We start from the raw sequence: 14,153 nt of genomic DNA, 5'->3' as shown, positions 1-14,153 counted from the left end.
CCACAGTTTTGCGAACGAAAACGGAAAGAGCACCCGCAATTGCGGGTGCTCTTTCCGTTTTCGTTCGCAAAACTGTGGATGGCGGCTCAGTGGTCCTTCGGGGAGTCCTGGCCACCAGGGTCCTTTGAGGGAGCATCCGGGTCCACCCGGATGCCGTACTGCGGGCGTCCGTCCGGTAGGTCCGGGTAGCGTCGGGTGGATGCCGGAGTGGGTGTCGGTTCCGCTGCAGACTGGGCGGGCAGAGCGGCATCGGCCGCGCCAAATGGGGCCTGAACAGGCTGCGCGGGTTGGTCCTGGCTGTGTCCGCTCTGGCCCCTCTGATCATTCTGGCCCGTTTGGTCCCGCGACTGATCCCAGGGATTGTTCCAGCTCTGCGGCCAGGACGGCTGGCCGGGATTAGACGGCTCGCCGGGATTGGAGGGGTGATCCGGATTAGACGGCTGATGCGGCTGGCGTGTCTGGTTCGGGTTATGCGGCAGGTGCTGGTGCGGCGGCCGCTGCCCCGAGGACATCGGAAGCTTCTGCAGCAGCTGCCGCGCCTGGCCGGAGACCTCACGCCCCACAAGCACGTCGTAGCTGGAAGCGATCACCTGGGAGGTTGAGGTGAAGTCCCGCTTGCCGCGCTGGGCGGCGTAGCTGACGATGCCGAACAGCATCCAGAAACAGGCGCCCAGCAGCATGGCCACGGGAATCGACACGATGGACTCCCCCGGGTTGGAACCGAACATCGACAGCACGACGCCGACGAAGAGACCGAACCAGGCACCGGTGAAGGCACCGCTGAGCGCCACCCGGGGATAGCTGAGCCGCCCGGTGACCCGCTCCACCATCTTCAGGTCGTTGCCCACAATGGAGACCTGCTCCACCGGGAACTGTTGGTCCGCCAGGTAATCCACGGCCTTCTGGGCATCCAGGTAGGAGGTGTAACTGCCCACGGTGTCCCCCTGAGGCACACTGCGCGGGTCGTTCAGGGCGCGGCCAGGACCAAACAGATTCGACATACGCCCATTCTCGCCCATGCGGAGCCGCCGTGGGGCGGGTATCGCTTCCGGTGAACCCGAGGTGAACTGCAAGTGCTGGTTTCCTGTGAATCCTCGAACCCGCCCGGGCTGCGGAAACGGCGATATAAACAGTAGCCTTGGGGAGTGAACTCAAACCCTACTCGCGTCTTCGTCGCGCGCCTGCTCGGCCTCGATGTCTTTGACCCTTTAGGTGACCGTCTGGGCCGCCTGCGGGACGTCGTCGTCCTCTCCCGTGGCCTGAGAGGAGCCCCGCATGCCGTCGGCATCGTGGTTGAAGTTCCCGGCAAAAAGCGCGTCTTTGTCCCGATGACCCGGCTGACGTCGATGGATCAGGGCCAGATCATCTGCACCGGTCTGGTCAATCTGCGTCGTTTCCAGCAGCGCGGTGCAGAGCAGCTGGTGGTCGGCGAGCTGTTCGACCGCAAAGTCACTCTCAAGGACGGCAGCGGTGAAGCCGTCATTGAAGATATCGCGATGGACCAGCAGCGCAACGGCGAGTGGCTGGTGTCCAAACTGTTTGTCCGCCGGGGCACCTCGACCTCCCGGCTCCGTGGCCTGCGTCGCGGCCACACGCTCCTCCTGGACTGGTCAGATACCGTCCAGGAAGCGACCACCGAGCCTCAGGGTGCCAGTCAGATGGTGGCCAGCTATGAGGATCTCAAACCTGCCGACTTCGCCGATGCACTCCAGGAGCTCAGCGACAAACGCCGCATCGAGGTGGCCACAGAGCTCCAGGACGAACGTCTTGCCGATGTGATCCAGGAGCTCCCGGAGGAGGACCAGGTTCAGCTGCTCTCCGCGCTGGACAATGAACGCGCCGCCGACGTCCTCGAGGAGATGGACCCGGACGATGCCGCCGATCTACTGGCCGATCTTCCCTCTGCCAAAGCTGAGGAGCTGCTGCGACTGATGGAGCCGGACGAGGCCGATGACGTCCGCAGGCTGCTGCAGTACGACGAGGACACCGCGGGCGGGTTGATGACTCCGGTGCCGGTGATCCTGCCCCCGGAGGCTTCGGTTGCTGAAGCCCTGGCCCACGTGCGCAGCGAGGAGCTCTCTCCCGCGCTGGCCTCCTCCATTTACGTCTGCCGCCCCCCGCTGGAGACGCCCACCGGACGGTTCCTGGGCGTGGTGCACGTGCAGCAGTTGCTGCGCAGCGCCCCTCCGGAGAAGCTGGGGACCCTGGTGGATAAAAACCTGGAGCCGGTGTCCGATCTGGCACCGGTCAGCGAGGTCTCCCGGGTGATGGCCTCCTACAACCTGGTGTCGCTGCCGGTGGTCAACGATGCCGGCCGCCTGGTAGGCGCCATCACGGTCGATGACCTGTTGGATCAGCTACTGCCCGATGACTGGCGTGCCCACGAGGACGGCGAACCCGTCCGACGACTAGGAGGACGTGTTGGCTGAGAAGCACACCCACGGGGGTCTGGATACCCCGCTTGAGTTGCGTTCGCGCATGTTGCCGAATTTCGGCAACGATCCCGACGCCTTCGGACGGTTCGCGGAGCGGTTCGCCCGCTATATGGGCACCGCCAATTTCCTGTTCTACATGACGATCATTGTGTTCGTCTGGATCCTGTTCAACGTCGTCGGCCTGTTCGGCTTCCAATGGGATCCCTACCCGTTCATTCTGCTCAACCTGTTCTTCTCCACTCAGGCCTCGTATGCGGCACCGTTGATCCTGCTGGCGCAGAACCGACAGGATGACCGGGACCGGGTGACGATCGAGCAGGACCGGGCGCGCGATGAACGTAACCTCGCGGATACCGAATATCTGACCCGGGAAGTCGCTGCGCTGCGCATTGCCCTGCGTGATGTGGCCACCCGCGACTTTGTCCGTGCCGAGCTCCGCTCGCTTCTGGAGGACATCCTCTCCAGTGAACGCGACGAGCCGTCGGCCGAAGCCGATGCCCGGGAGAAGTCTCGCAAGAAATCCCGGGATTCCAAGGGCTCTCCGCGCACCCAGGCGATCCCCAAGGTCAGCGCGGAGAGGGTCACCGCGTCCGAAGGTTCCGCGTGACGCTTCCTCCCGTGCCAGACCATAGCCCTTTGCACCTTCCAGAAACCCTGAAGAAGGCGCTCGCCGGGGTGATCGACCCTGAGTTGCGACTGCCGATCACCGAGCTGGGCATGGTGGAGAGCCTGGAACAGGACGGTGAGCAGGTCACGGTGCGGATCCTCCTCACCGTAGCGGCCTGCCCGTTACGTGACACGCTGGTCTCCGATACCGAGGCGGCCTTGCTGAGCGTGCCCGGCATCGAGGACGTCAGAGTGGAACTGGGCGTGATGAGCACCGAACAGCGAGCGGCCCTCAAGGAGCAGCTCCGACCGGCCCACCGCCAGGGCAATCCCTTTGCCCGGGCTGACTCGCTGACTCAGGTCTACGCCGTCGCCAGCGGCAAGGGCGGGGTGGGAAAGTCCACGGTGACCGTGAATCTGGCTGCGGCTCTGGCCGCGCGCGGGCTCAAGGTGGGGATCATCGACGCTGACGTGTACGGCTTCTCGGTGCCCGCCCTGATGGGTCTGGTGCACGATGGCGAGACCACCACCCCAACCCGGGTGGACGAGATGATCCTGCCGGTGGTGGCGTACGGCGTCAAGGTCATCTCAATCGGCATGTTCGTCTCCGGCAATCAGGCCATTGCCTGGCGGGGGCCCATGCTGCACCGGGCCCTGGAGCAGTTCCTCACCGATGTCTATTTCGGCGATCTCGATGTACTCTTCCTCGACCTGCCCCCCGGCACCGGGGACATGGCCATTTCCGTCGCCCAACTGCTGCCTTCCGCGCAGCTCCTGGTGGTCACCACGCCGCAGGTTGCAGCGGCCGATGTCGCCGAGCGTGCCGGGGCGATCGCGGCCAGTACCGGCCAGAAGATCGCAGGCGTGGTGGAGAACATGTCCTGGCTAGAGCAGCCCGACGGCACCCGGCTGGAGCTCTTCGGCTCCGGCGGTGGTGAGGCTGTCGCCACCCGGCTCAGCGCCACGGTGGGCACCGAGGTCGCCCTGCTGGGCCAGGTCCCGTTGGCGGTGGAACTGCGTGAGGGTGGGGACGCCGGCCGACCGGTGGTTCTCTCAAATCCGCAGAGCCCGGCGTCCGCGGCATTGACAGCTGTGGCTGCGCAATTGGCCGCCCGCCCCCGGGGTCTGGCCGGTCGTCCCCTGGGCGTGAGCGTGACCCCCATGTCCGTCGAGTGGTGAGGTCACGCCCCTCACCATGCATGTTAGGGGCGTGACCTCACCACTCGACGAAGAATTTTTCTCAGACCGAGGACTCACCCCGAGGTCCGCGGAGCGAACATGATGACGGCCACGCCGACCAGGGCGATGAACGTGCCGATCAGATCCCAGCGGTCGGGCCTGAAGCCGTCCAGCATCATGCCCCAGGCCAGCGAGCCTACGATGAACACCCCACCATAGGCGGCCAGAATCCGGCCGAAATGAGCATCCGGCTGGGCCGTGGCGACGAATCCGTACACGCCCAGCGCCACGACGCCCAGTCCTGCCCACCACCACCCCCTGCCTTCGCGGACGGCCTGCCAAATGAGCCAGGCCCCACCGATCTCCGCAACAGCGGCCAGAGTGAAGAGAACGACTGATCTGAGAATGCCCATCCACCTATGATGCCGCCCCCGCCCGTGAACATGTCATCTGCTGGAGATCCTCACTTGCGTCACCTCTGTTCCTGCGCGACGATGGTGCAAGCGCTTACGCATGCCCGGCAGATACCCCAGGACAAAGGAGTCTCCATGTCAGAAAATTCCCTCGCCCCGGACGCCAACTGGTGGCGTCAGGCCGCCGTTTACCAGATCTACCCCCGCAGCTTCGCGGACTCCAACGGGGACGGCATCGGCGATCTTCCGGGGGTGACCTCCCGGGTTCCCTATCTGAAGGCCCTGGGCGTCGATGCCGTCTGGCTGAGCCCCTTCTATCCCTCAGCCCTGGCGGACGGCGGCTACGACGTCGACGACTACCGGAATGTGGACCCCCGGCTCGGCACCCTCGAGGACTTCGACGAGATGGCAGCTGCACTGCACAAGGCTGGCATCCGGGTGATTGTCGACATCGTCCCGAACCATTCCTCCAATCGGCACCTCTGGTTCCAGGAGGCCCTGGCCTCACCCCCCGACTCCGCAGCCAGGAATCGCTACATTTTCCGCGATGGCAAGGGCGAGAACGGTGACCTGCCGCCCTCGGACTGGGAATCGGTGTTCGGAGGCTCAAGCTGGGAACGCATCACCGAGCCGGATGGAACGCCCGGCCAGTGGTACATGCACATTTTTGCCAAGGAGCAACCGGACCTCAATTGGGACAACCCCGAGGTTCGCGATGATTTCCTGAAGACCCTGCGTTTCTGGTCAGACCGCGGCGTGGATGGCTTCCGGGTGGATGTGGCACACGCCATGGTCAAGGACCTCTCCGAGCCTTTGCCCTCCCGGGCGGAGCTGCAGGCAGCCAACACTGGTACGGACGGCTTTGTGGATGGTTCTCATCCCTACTGGGACCGGGATGCCGTGCATGACATCTATGCCGAGTGGCGCAAGGTCTTCAATGAATACAACCCGCCACGGACTGCCGTCGCCGAGGCATGGGTGCATCCCGACCGTCGGGCGCGCTACGCCAGCCCCGAAGGCCTGGGCCAGGCCTTCAACTTCGATCTGCTGCAGGCCGATTTCGACGCTGGGCAGTTCCGGTCCATCATCACCAAGAACCTGGCCGAGGCAGCTGCCTCCGGGGCCTCGTCCACCTGGGTGTTCTCCAACCACGATGTCATCCGCCATGCCACCCGCTACGGACTGCCCGTCGTCGAGCGGGTCTCCGATGGCGAGATCATGGCTGGGCAGGCCGGCAAGACCTGGCTTCTTGAGGGTGGCGATCCCGCAGCGGTCGACGTCGAGCTGGGTCTGCGCCGGGCCAGGGCCGCTACCTTGCTGATGCTCGCCCTGCCCGGTTCCGCCTATCTCTATCAGGGCGAAGAGCTTGGCCTGCAGGAAGTCGGCGACATTCCGGATGCGGACCGCCAGGACCCTACGTTCTTCCGCAACAAGGGAGTGGACGTCGGCCGCGATGGCTGCCGGGTTCCACTCCCGTGGACGGCGTCGGGCACCTCCTTCGGATTCGGTACCGATGGCTCGCATCTGCCGCAGCCCACCTGGTTCGCAGAGTACGCAGCGGGCGTGGAGGATGGTGTTCCCGGGTCCACCCTCTCGCTCTACCAGGCGGCCCTGGCACTGCGCTCACAGTTGCAGACGGCCGAGTCGCTGGAGTGGCTGGAGACCGGCCGCGATGACGTCCTGGCCTTCCGTCGCCCGGATGGCTGGACCTCGGTGACGAACTTCGGCGCGGAGCCCTTTGACCTGCCATCCGGGGACGTCCTCGTTGTCAGTGCCCCCCTGGAGGGGAAGACACTGGAGGGGAAGACACTGGAAGGAAATACACTGCCCGGGGTGACCACCGCCTGGCTCCGAGTCTGAGAGCTCCTTGCCAACCAGCTGCATGATCAGTGTGGTGAGGTGGGCAGTTTCGCGAACGTTAACGGGAAAAGCACCCGCGATTGCGGGTGCTTTTCCCGTTAACGTTCGCGAAACAAGGACTTAGGTGGCGTCGATATCCCACGGAGCGCGTTCGCCAGCGGCCAGCCGTTCCACAACCCTGACCGGCTCGGGCGCAGCCGCGATGGCAGCAGCGGGTGCCGATGACTCGATGGCGGCCGGAGCCGGCTCCGGGTCATCGAGCAGGGCCTCGCGGATGATCCGTCGCGGATCGTACTGGCGTGGATCAAGCTTCTGCCAGTCGATGGCATCCAGATCCACCCCGGCTTCTTCTTTGATCTGTTCCCGGGCGCCACTGGCCATCCGGCGTGCTTCCCGGACAAAATTACGAAACTTCTGCGTGTACTCAGGCAGACGTTTGGGCCCGATCACCAGCACCGCAAGGACGCCAATGATCAGGAACTCGAAGCCGTTGATGTTAAACATGTCGGACCAAACATTACCTGCTTGGAGAGGTCAGAACATCGTCGAAATACGCGGAAGCTTCAGCACAGGAAGCTTCTTGACCGCCTTGATCTGACGTGGTGCGCGATGTGCGAGCGATTCACGCAGCATGGCACGGCCTCGGTGGATCCGCGAACGTACTGTTCCCAGCTTGATTCCCAGGGCTGCGGCCACTTCGTCATAGGCCAGACCCTCCAGGTCACACAGCACCACAGCGGCCCGGAAATCCGGCGGCAGCGCTTTGAGCGCGGACTGAATATCCACATCAAGGTTGTTGAACTCAAAGCTCAATTCCGGCCCTGGATCCCGGCCGGGAACCCGACTCTCAGCATCTTCCGCCAGAGCATCAAAGCGAATCCGGCTCTTGCGCCGGGCCTGATCCAGGAACAGATTGGTAGTGATCCGGTGCAGCCAGCCGTCAAGAGTCCCTGGTGTGAAGGTAGCCAGTGCCCGGAAAACCCGCACGAATACTTCCTGGGTGAGATCTTCGGCATCGTGCTGATTGCCGGTCAGCCGGTACGCGAGACGCAAGACTTTGGAGGAGTGATTGCGCACTACTTCATCCCAGCTGGGTGCCACCCAGGCGGCAGTCTCCGGGGAGGGAACACCCGTGCTGCCCGGTGAAACCGTAAGCTGCTGGTCGGCCATGGGACTACCTCCTTGAGGTTCCTTGAGGAGTGCCGAATCTATATGGTTGCAGATTCCACTGGGCTTTTCCTGTGTCGTGGCAGGTATTTAGCGCAGAGCGGAAGAATCCCCCTGCGCCACCCACACACCACCCCGTGGGGTGCGTCCCAACCGGCTCCAGTAGGCTGAAGGCATGAGCATCGACAAATCTATCGTCTGGTCGTACGTTGAAGGGCTTCCGTTGGAGGACCAGACCCTGTTGCGGGCGAGGGATCGTGCCCGCGACCTGGGCGTGGCGTCGATCAGCCCTGCCACCGGCGCCCTGCTCAGCGTCCTGGCCGCCTCGTCCAAGGCACATACCGTCGTCGAAATCGGTGCCCGGACCGGCGTCTCCGGCATCTACCTGCTGCGTGGACTCAGCCCCCAGGCCGTCCTGACCAGCATCGACGTCGATGCCGAACATCTCAAGGCCTGCCGTGACGCCTTCAGCGAGGCGGGATTCCCGGGCAATCGCACCCGCACCATCAGCGGGCGGGCCAACGATGTGCTGCCCCGGCTGACCGATGCCGCCTATGATTTGGTCTTCCTGAATGCGGATAAGTCGTCCTACCCCGGCTACATCGAACAGGGCATCCGCCTGCTCAAGCCCAGCGGCCTGCTGGTGGTCCATGACGCGCTCGATGGCGGCCGGGTGGCCGAGCCGGCACGGCGCGAGGAGCACACTGTGCTGCTGCGTAAGGCCGCTAAAGAGTTGCGCGAGGATCCCCGGCTGTTGACGGCCGTCGTCCCTGTGGGCGATGCCCTGCTGCTGGCCACCAAACGCTGACGCTCCGCACCAAAAACCTTCAGAAACGCTGATGGGGCGGCATCCTGAGTTCAGGATGCCGCCCCATCAGGCTGAAAAATTATTCCGTTACGCCAACCAGGCAGTCTTTGAGCCGACCTGCCTCCTCGGCATTGAGCTCTACGACAAGGCGCCCTCCGCCTTCCAGCGGAACGCGCATAATCAGGCTCCGCCCTTCCTTCGTGACCTCCATCGGACCGTCACCGGTTCTGGGCTTCATGGCCGCCATCAGGTAAACCCCTTCACAGTTGTTCAAGCGAATGGTCGCTCAACTCATTATCTCGTAGATCACACTGAGGGCCAATTTCACCCCGGTCGTTGGAATCGTTTCATCGGAAATCGATGGCGCCTTCCCTGCGCAGGAGCGGTCCAGGGACGCCACTCGGCAGGTCCGGTCAGGGCGGGTAATCACCACCGCCCGGCAAGGGCGCCCAGGCCCAGAGCCAGACCACCCAGACCATCTGGAGCAGCAGGAACAAGATCAGGACCACCCACCGGGCCCGGGTCGATCGCACCAGGAATGCTGTGGCCAGAGCGAACGGGAAAAGCGGCAGGAGCAGACGGAAGGTGCTCGTCTGCGGATGCAGGACTGCCGCCAGATAAGCCGTGTAGCTCAGACCCCAGAGGCGAAGGTCCAGGCCGATCCGTCGGACCGCCGCCGAGTTGAAGTACACCAGGAACGCCAACAGAAGCAGCACCACCCCGGCGATGCCGCCCACCAGTCCGAGGTATTGCTGGGCAGCGGCCAGCCAAGGCTGGAAGAGCACCAAAGGCCCACCGCGCCAGGTGGTCTCAGTGTCCGTATAGGCAGAGGGGACGCCGGTGGCCCACCAGGCAATGACCGGCCATGCTGCGGCGCCTATCAGGCTGGCCAGCAGCATCACGGCCATTCCGCCACCCTGCCTGAACCCAGGCAGCCTGAACCCACTCTGCCTGAACGAGGTTACATCGCTGGGCAGATCCCCGCTCTGGCGCGAGCCCCCCTGCCAGGGCAGGTAGCCGAAGAGACTGCGCGTCCCGGGCCACAGCTGGGTGACCACGTGCAGGACCGCGAACAGGGCAAAAGCGGAGCCCACGGGGCGCGAAAGATCCGCCAATAGAATCAGCGGAACGGCCGCGTAGTAACGACGCTGGAGCACCAGGAGCAACGCCCCGGCCAGAAACGCCAGGTTGATCGACTCGGCGTAGGGCACCTGGAGGATCGCGGAGGCAGGGAAGGTCAGCAGGAACATCACGCCCCAGGTGGCCGTGCGATCCTTGGTGAAATGCCGGAAGAGCCGGTAGCAGATCAACGATGCCGCCAGCCCGGCCAGGGTCGCGACGATCGGCGCGAGAATCAGCCAGCTGCCTCCGGTCAGGACGGCGAGCCCCCTGACCAGCAGGGGAAACACCGGATAGAACGCCCAGGTGTTCTGCTGCACCGCTCCGTTCGTATCCCGCGGAAGCACCGAGGGGTAGCCGGAGTCGAAAATCCGCTGATACCACTCCGAATCCCAGATCCCCAGGAAATGCAGGTAATCCGGTTGTGGCGGAAACCAGGGGTTGGGCCCCTGCTGAAGCGCAGCACCGGCAAAAATGGCTCCGCTGACCATACGGGTCGCCAGATAGATCAGACCGATCCTCAGCCACCAGGGGGAGCCGGCCAGCGGGCGGAAAAAACGCCGGAGTGGCTCCCAGAACAACGCCCGGTTCGACGGCAACACCCAGAGGTCGTCCCGGTATGTGCTCCGTCGCCCCCCGGCCCTCACCGTTCCCCGCGAACCCAGCAGTCCGCCTGGTGATCGTTGACCAGACCCACAGCCTGCATCATGGCATAGGCCGTGGTCGGCCCGATGAATCGGAAGCCCCGCTGCTTCAGAGCTTTGGCCAGCGCCGTCGACTCCAACGTCTGAGCCGGAATCGGCTCCGTTGCCAGACGCGGAGCGGGTCGGTGCGCCTCGATCAGTCCAGCCAGGCTCTCCCCCACAGGCAACGCCAGAATCGCCCGGGCATTGGCGATGGTCGCGGTGATCTTGGCCGTATTGCGCACGATTCCGGCGTCCCCGAGCAAGCGGGCAACATCGGTCTCGGTGAAGGCCGCTACCTGCTCCGGTTCGAAGCCTGCGAAGGCGGTGCGGAAGGCTTCCCGTTTGCGCAGAATGGTCAGCCAGCTCAATCCCGACTGGAAGGCCTCCAGGCTCAGTCGCTCAAAATACTGGGTCTCCCGCTCGCGGCCAGTGCCGCTGATCGGGGTGCCCCACTCGTCGTCGTGATAGCGGGTATAGAGGTCATTGCCTGCCATACCAGGCCAGTTGCAGCGAATCAGACCGTCCGTGCCTGGGACAGTGGCGCTCATCGGCCGCCCTCTGTCTCTGGGTGAACTGATGCGTTGTGCACTACTTCCTCTTCGGCTGCTGCGGGTTGAATCACGGCGTCCTCAGCGGGCGCATCCTTGCTGGCAAGCTCCCGCTCCAGCTCCCGGATCCGCGCGGCCTGCTGCTCCAGATCTGTGCTGAGCGAATCCAGGACCTGGTCCACCTGATCCATCCGGTACCCGCGCAGAGCCACCGAGAACCGAATCCGGTCCAGATCCTCAGCGCGGGCACCGGCAGGCAGCAGCACTGGCGGCAGATGGGGCACCGGCTCAGCCAGGGAGTCATCGAGGATCGCCTGAGCAGCCCCCGGTTGCTCCAAGGGTTTCTCCGAGCCCGCCACTTCGGTGCTGGGGCTGACGGCATGGGCGAGCGGCAGCCCCTGGTACCGCCGCTGCTGGCCGACCACAAAAAAGGCAACGCCCGCAATCACCAGAACGGCGAGGAAAATGAGGAAGTAACTCACCGGCCCATTGTGCCAGAGCCGGTGGTGCCAGAGCCTGTGATGTCAGAGCCAGCCTCAGTCCTGCCCATGGCGGCTGTGATCCGCTCCACCGCTTCGGCGGCCGTGTCCACCACGGTGACGATGCCGGTGTCCCCCGGAGAGACCAGGCCGTCTTTCACCAGAGTGTCCTCAATCCAGCGCAGCAAGGGGTTCCAGAATTCGCGTCCGATCAGCACGATCGGGAAGGAAGTGACCTTTTTCGTCTGAACGAGCACCATCGCCTCGAACAGCTCATCCATCGTGCCGAATCCACCCGGCAGCACAATGAATCCCTGCGCGTACTTGACGAACATCGTCTTCCGGGCAAAGAAGTAGCGGAAGTTGACGCCCAGATCCACCCATTGATTCATGCCCTGTTCAAAGGGAAGTTCGATGCCGAGACCGATCGAGAGTCCACCACCTTCCACCGCGCCACGGTTGGCGGCTTCCATGGATCCGGGACCACCGCCGGTGATGACGGCCAGCCCTGACTCGGCCAACAACCGTCCGACCTCCACGCCGGTGGCGTAATAGGCGCTGTCAGGGCGGGTGCGGGCTGAGCCGAAGACGCTCACCGCCGGCCCGATATCCGCCAGTGCCCCGAAACCTTCGACGAATTCAGACTGGATTCTCAGCACGCGCCAGGGATCGGTCCGGGTGAACTCGCCGGGGCTGCGGCTATCCAGCAGGTTCTGATCCGCGGTGTTCCCCATCGCCTGTTTCCGGCGAAGCTCCACCGGGCCACGTCGACGCGAGGGCGCCACCGCAATGATCTCCTCCTCAACGACGTCCACGGAGACGGAATCAACAGAATCGGGGGTGTGTGGTGAACTCATGCTCTCAGGCTATGCCATGTTACCGGTGAGTTTCGGAGGATTTCCGGACCGTCACCATGCCATCACGCCTTCATCACAATCGCCTGAATAATTCGTCAGCTAGTGAACAATCCCTGAACATTCGGTAGGTTCTACCTATGACAAGTCAAATGGTGCAGCCGCTGGTGCACGTCAACGCGGTGAACAAACACTATGGCGCCCTCCACGTGCTCAAGGACGTCAGCCTTGAGGTCAACCGGGGCGAGGTCGTGGTGGTGATTGGCCCTTCCGGTTCCGGAAAGTCGACGCTGTGCCGGACCATCAATCGCCTCGAGACCATCGACAACGGTCAGATCTCCATTGACGGCAAGGTCCTTCCCGAGGAAGGCAAGGCGCTGGCCCATTTGCGTGCGGAGGTCGGCATGGTGTTCCAGGCCTTCAACCTCTTTGCCCACAAGACCATTCTGGAAAACGTGACCCTCGGCCCGATCAAGGTCAAGGGCATTCCCAAGGCCCAGGCCGAAAAGGAGGCCATGGCGCTGCTGGAGCGCGTCGGGGTGGGAGCCCAGGCCGCCAAACTGCCCGCCCAGCTCTCCGGTGGTCAGCAGCAGCGTGTGGCCATTGCTCGGGCCCTGGCCATGAAGCCCAAGGTCATGCTCTTCGATGAGCCCACCTCCGCCCTGGACCCCGAGATGATCAATGAAGTGCTCGACGTCATGGTGGGTCTGGCCAAAGAGGGCATGACCATGATCGTGGTGACCCACGAGATGGGCTTCGCCCGCAAGGCCGCTGACCGCGTCGTTTTCATGGCCGATGGCCAGATCGTGGAGTCCGCCACCCCGGAGGACTTCTTCTCTCATCCGAAGAGCGAACGTGCCAAAGACTTCCTGTCCAAGATCCTTACCCACTGACGACCTGCCCGCGCACCGCAACAATCACTTGTGCACCACCGAAAGGAACCCCATGAAACTCACTCGAAAAGCCAGTGTGGCTGGAGCAGGAATCATTGCTGCAGCACTGGCTCTCACAGCCTGTGGCGGCTCCACCGGAGGAACCGATACCAGTAGCGCGGCTGCTGCTGCCACTCCCTACTCCGTCGCGTCCAGCGTCTCGCTCACCGGCAGCCCGACGTACGACAAGATCAAGTCCGGCGGCAAGATCACCATCGGCGTCAAGGAGGATCAGCCCGGACTGGGTCTCAAGGATCCGACCACCGGCCAGTACTCCGGATTCGATATCGAGATCGCCCGCTGGATGGCAGCCTCGCTGGGAATGAGCGCAGACAAGATCACCTTCCAGGCGATCCCCTCCTCCAACCGTGAGCAGGCCCTGGCCAACGGCCAGGTGGACCTCTATGTGGGCACCTACTCCATCACGGACAAGCGCAAAGCCCTGGTGGACTTTGCCGGGCCGTACTTTGTCACGGGCCAGGGCCTGCTGGTGAAGAAGAGCAATGACAGCATCAAGAGCGAGAAGGATCTGGACGGCAAGAAGGTCTGCTCCGCCACCGGCTCCACCCCGATCCAGAACATCAAGACCAACTACCCCAAGGCCATCCCGGTGGAGTTCGATGTGTACTCCAAGTGCATCGACGCGCTCAACAGCGGCCAGGTCGACGTCGTGACCACTGACCAGGCCATCCTGCTCGGCTACGCCGCCCAGGACCCGGACAACCTCAAGGTCGTCGGCCAGCCGTTCACCACGGAGAAGTACGGCATCGGTCTGAAGAAGGGTGACACGGCGCTGCGCACCTTCCTCAATGACACCCTGACCAAGGGCAAGGATGTCTGGAGCAAGATCTACGACAGCACTCTGGGCAAGTCCGGTCTCAAGGTTGCCCAGCCTGCCGTGGACAACTACCCGGCAAGCTAGCACTGCTCGTCCGTGGTGCCCCGACCTTGTGCAGGCCGGGGCACCACGGCACTCCTCTTCGAAAGCGAGCCACTGCTGTGAATACGCTGACCGATAATCTTGATCTTTTCAGCGAAGGTTTCAAGAACACGATCATCCTGTTCTT

16 protein-coding genes are annotated in these 14,153 nt (G+C 63.7%); 7 read left to right on the top strand and 9 right to left on the bottom strand.

The annotated features are described in order from the left end of the window. Positions 1-86: 86 nt before the first annotated feature. Positions 87-1,001, bottom strand: coding sequence for a YflT domain-containing protein (locus tag QQM37_RS07180; protein WP_285726012.1), 915 nt, complete (start codon positions 999-1,001; stop codon positions 87-89). Positions 1,002-1,145: 144 nt separating this feature from the next. On the opposite strand from QQM37_RS07180, the gene QQM37_RS07175 reads away from it, so the two are divergent. From QQM37_RS07175 to QQM37_RS07165, 3 genes are read left to right on the top strand one after another with little or no spacing between them, the layout of a single operon-like run. Further along, positions 1,146-2,429, top strand: a complete 1,284-nt coding sequence (locus QQM37_RS07175; protein ID WP_285726010.1) for a magnesium transporter MgtE N-terminal domain-containing protein — start codon at positions 1,146-1,148, stop codon at positions 2,427-2,429. Further along, positions 2,422-3,042, top strand: coding sequence for a DUF1003 domain-containing protein (locus QQM37_RS07170; protein ID WP_420030134.1), 621 nt, complete (start codon positions 2,422-2,424; stop codon positions 3,040-3,042). The genes QQM37_RS07175 and QQM37_RS07170 overlap by 8 nt, the downstream gene beginning before the upstream one ends. Further along, complete coding sequence (locus QQM37_RS07165) at positions 3,039-4,220, top strand: Mrp/NBP35 family ATP-binding protein (RefSeq protein ID WP_285726008.1); 1,182 nt, start codon at positions 3,039-3,041, stop codon at positions 4,218-4,220. Before QQM37_RS07170 ends, QQM37_RS07165 begins: the two co-directional genes overlap by 4 nt. A 74-nt stretch (positions 4,221-4,294) precedes the next feature. On the opposite strand, the gene QQM37_RS07160 is transcribed toward QQM37_RS07165, so the two are convergent. Continuing rightward, complete coding sequence (locus QQM37_RS07160; protein ID WP_285726006.1) at positions 4,295-4,633, bottom strand: YnfA family protein; 339 nt, start codon at positions 4,631-4,633, stop codon at positions 4,295-4,297. 135 nt (positions 4,634-4,768) lie between these two features. Between QQM37_RS07160 and QQM37_RS07155 the strand changes: the two genes are divergently transcribed. Then, complete coding sequence (locus QQM37_RS07155; protein WP_285726004.1) at positions 4,769-6,493, top strand: glycoside hydrolase family 13 protein; 1,725 nt, start codon at positions 4,769-4,771, stop codon at positions 6,491-6,493. Positions 6,494-6,613: 120 nt separating this feature from the next. Here QQM37_RS07155 and QQM37_RS07150 read toward each other — a convergent pair whose 3' ends face one another. Together QQM37_RS07150 and sigE are read right to left on the bottom strand one after the other, a co-directional pair. Beyond that, entirely contained in the window at positions 6,614-6,997 is a 384-nt protein-coding gene (locus QQM37_RS07150) for a twin-arginine translocase TatA/TatE family subunit (RefSeq protein ID WP_285726002.1), read from the bottom strand. Between the two features lie 30 nt (positions 6,998-7,027). Beyond that, positions 7,028-7,663, bottom strand: a complete 636-nt coding sequence (gene sigE / locus QQM37_RS07145) for an RNA polymerase sigma factor SigE (protein WP_285726000.1) — start codon at positions 7,661-7,663, stop codon at positions 7,028-7,030. Between the two features lie 172 nt (positions 7,664-7,835). Between sigE and QQM37_RS07140 the strand changes: the two genes are divergently transcribed. Next, on the top strand, positions 7,836-8,468 hold the full coding sequence (locus QQM37_RS07140; RefSeq protein WP_285725999.1) for an O-methyltransferase: 633 nt from the start codon (positions 7,836-7,838) through the stop codon (positions 8,466-8,468). 79 nt (positions 8,469-8,547) lie between these two features. Here QQM37_RS07140 and QQM37_RS07135 read toward each other — a convergent pair whose 3' ends face one another. From QQM37_RS07135 to QQM37_RS07115, 5 genes are all read right to left on the bottom strand, one after another. Further along, positions 8,548-8,715, bottom strand: coding sequence for a DUF3117 domain-containing protein (locus QQM37_RS07135; protein WP_285725997.1), 168 nt, complete (start codon positions 8,713-8,715; stop codon positions 8,548-8,550). A 166-nt stretch (positions 8,716-8,881) separates the two neighbouring features. Continuing rightward, entirely contained in the window at positions 8,882-10,189 is a 1,308-nt protein-coding gene (locus QQM37_RS07130; protein WP_285725995.1) for a hypothetical protein, read from the bottom strand. Between the two features lie 41 nt (positions 10,190-10,230). Next, complete coding sequence (locus tag QQM37_RS07125) at positions 10,231-10,821, bottom strand: DNA-3-methyladenine glycosylase I (RefSeq protein ID WP_285725993.1); 591 nt, start codon at positions 10,819-10,821, stop codon at positions 10,231-10,233. Beyond that, the gene (locus QQM37_RS07120) at positions 10,818-11,303 is read right to left on the bottom strand and encodes a DivIVA domain-containing protein (RefSeq protein ID WP_285725991.1); all 486 of its coding nucleotides are present in this window, start codon (positions 11,301-11,303) and stop codon (positions 10,818-10,820) included. The genes QQM37_RS07125 and QQM37_RS07120 overlap by 4 nt, the downstream gene beginning before the upstream one ends. Beyond that, entirely contained in the window at positions 11,300-12,034 is a 735-nt protein-coding gene (locus QQM37_RS07115; RefSeq protein ID WP_285726016.1) for an LOG family protein, read from the bottom strand. Before QQM37_RS07115 ends, QQM37_RS07120 begins: the two co-directional genes overlap by 4 nt. A 272-nt stretch (positions 12,035-12,306) precedes the next feature. Between QQM37_RS07115 and QQM37_RS07110 the strand changes: the two genes are divergently transcribed. Together QQM37_RS07110 and QQM37_RS07105 are read left to right on the top strand one after the other, a co-directional pair. After that, the gene (locus QQM37_RS07110) at positions 12,307-13,047 is read left to right on the top strand and encodes an amino acid ABC transporter ATP-binding protein (RefSeq protein ID WP_420030135.1); all 741 of its coding nucleotides are present in this window, start codon (positions 12,307-12,309) and stop codon (positions 13,045-13,047) included. A gap of 52 nt (positions 13,048-13,099) precedes the next feature. Next, positions 13,100-14,008: a glutamate ABC transporter substrate-binding protein gene (locus QQM37_RS07105; RefSeq protein ID WP_285725989.1), complete on the top strand. Its 909-nt coding sequence runs from the start codon at positions 13,100-13,102 to the stop codon at positions 14,006-14,008. Positions 14,009-14,153 lie beyond the last annotated feature (145 nt).

Origin of the sequence: Psychromicrobium xiongbiense (assembly GCF_030271165.1) — a bacterium.
GTDB lineage: Bacteria > Actinomycetota > Actinomycetes > Actinomycetales > Micrococcaceae > Renibacterium > Renibacterium xiongbiense.
The sequence above is the reverse complement of the archived record's forward strand: the minus strand, read 5'-3'. Positions and strand labels throughout refer to the sequence as shown.

Coding starts and splice junctions, on each gene's coding strand:
- QQM37_RS07180 (WP_285726012.1), bottom strand. CDS start 1,001: ATGTCGAATCTGTTTGGTCCTGGCCGCGCCCTGAACGACCCGCGCAGT.
- QQM37_RS07160 (WP_285726006.1), bottom strand. CDS start 4,633: ATGGGCATTCTCAGATCAGTCGTTCTCTTCACTCTGGCCGCTGTTGCG.
- QQM37_RS07155 (WP_285726004.1), top strand. CDS start 4,769: ATGTCAGAAAATTCCCTCGCCCCGGACGCCAACTGGTGGCGTCAGGCC.
- QQM37_RS07150 (WP_285726002.1), bottom strand. CDS start 6,997: ATGTTTAACATCAACGGCTTCGAGTTCCTGATCATTGGCGTCCTTGCG.
- sigE (WP_285726000.1), bottom strand. CDS start 7,663: ATGGCCGACCAGCAGCTTACGGTTTCACCGGGCAGCACGGGTGTTCCC.
- QQM37_RS07140 (WP_285725999.1), top strand. CDS start 7,836: ATGAGCATCGACAAATCTATCGTCTGGTCGTACGTTGAAGGGCTTCCG.
- QQM37_RS07135 (WP_285725997.1), bottom strand. CDS start 8,715: ATGGCGGCCATGAAGCCCAGAACCGGTGACGGTCCGATGGAGGTCACG.
- QQM37_RS07125 (WP_285725993.1), bottom strand. CDS start 10,821: ATGAGCGCCACTGTCCCAGGCACGGACGGTCTGATTCGCTGCAACTGG.
- QQM37_RS07115 (WP_285726016.1), bottom strand. CDS start 12,034: ATGGGGAACACCGCGGATCAGAACCTGCTGGATAGCCGCAGCCCCGGC.
- QQM37_RS07110 (WP_420030135.1), top strand. CDS start 12,307: ATGGTGCAGCCGCTGGTGCACGTCAACGCGGTGAACAAACACTATGGC.
- QQM37_RS07105 (WP_285725989.1), top strand. CDS start 13,100: ATGAAACTCACTCGAAAAGCCAGTGTGGCTGGAGCAGGAATCATTGCT.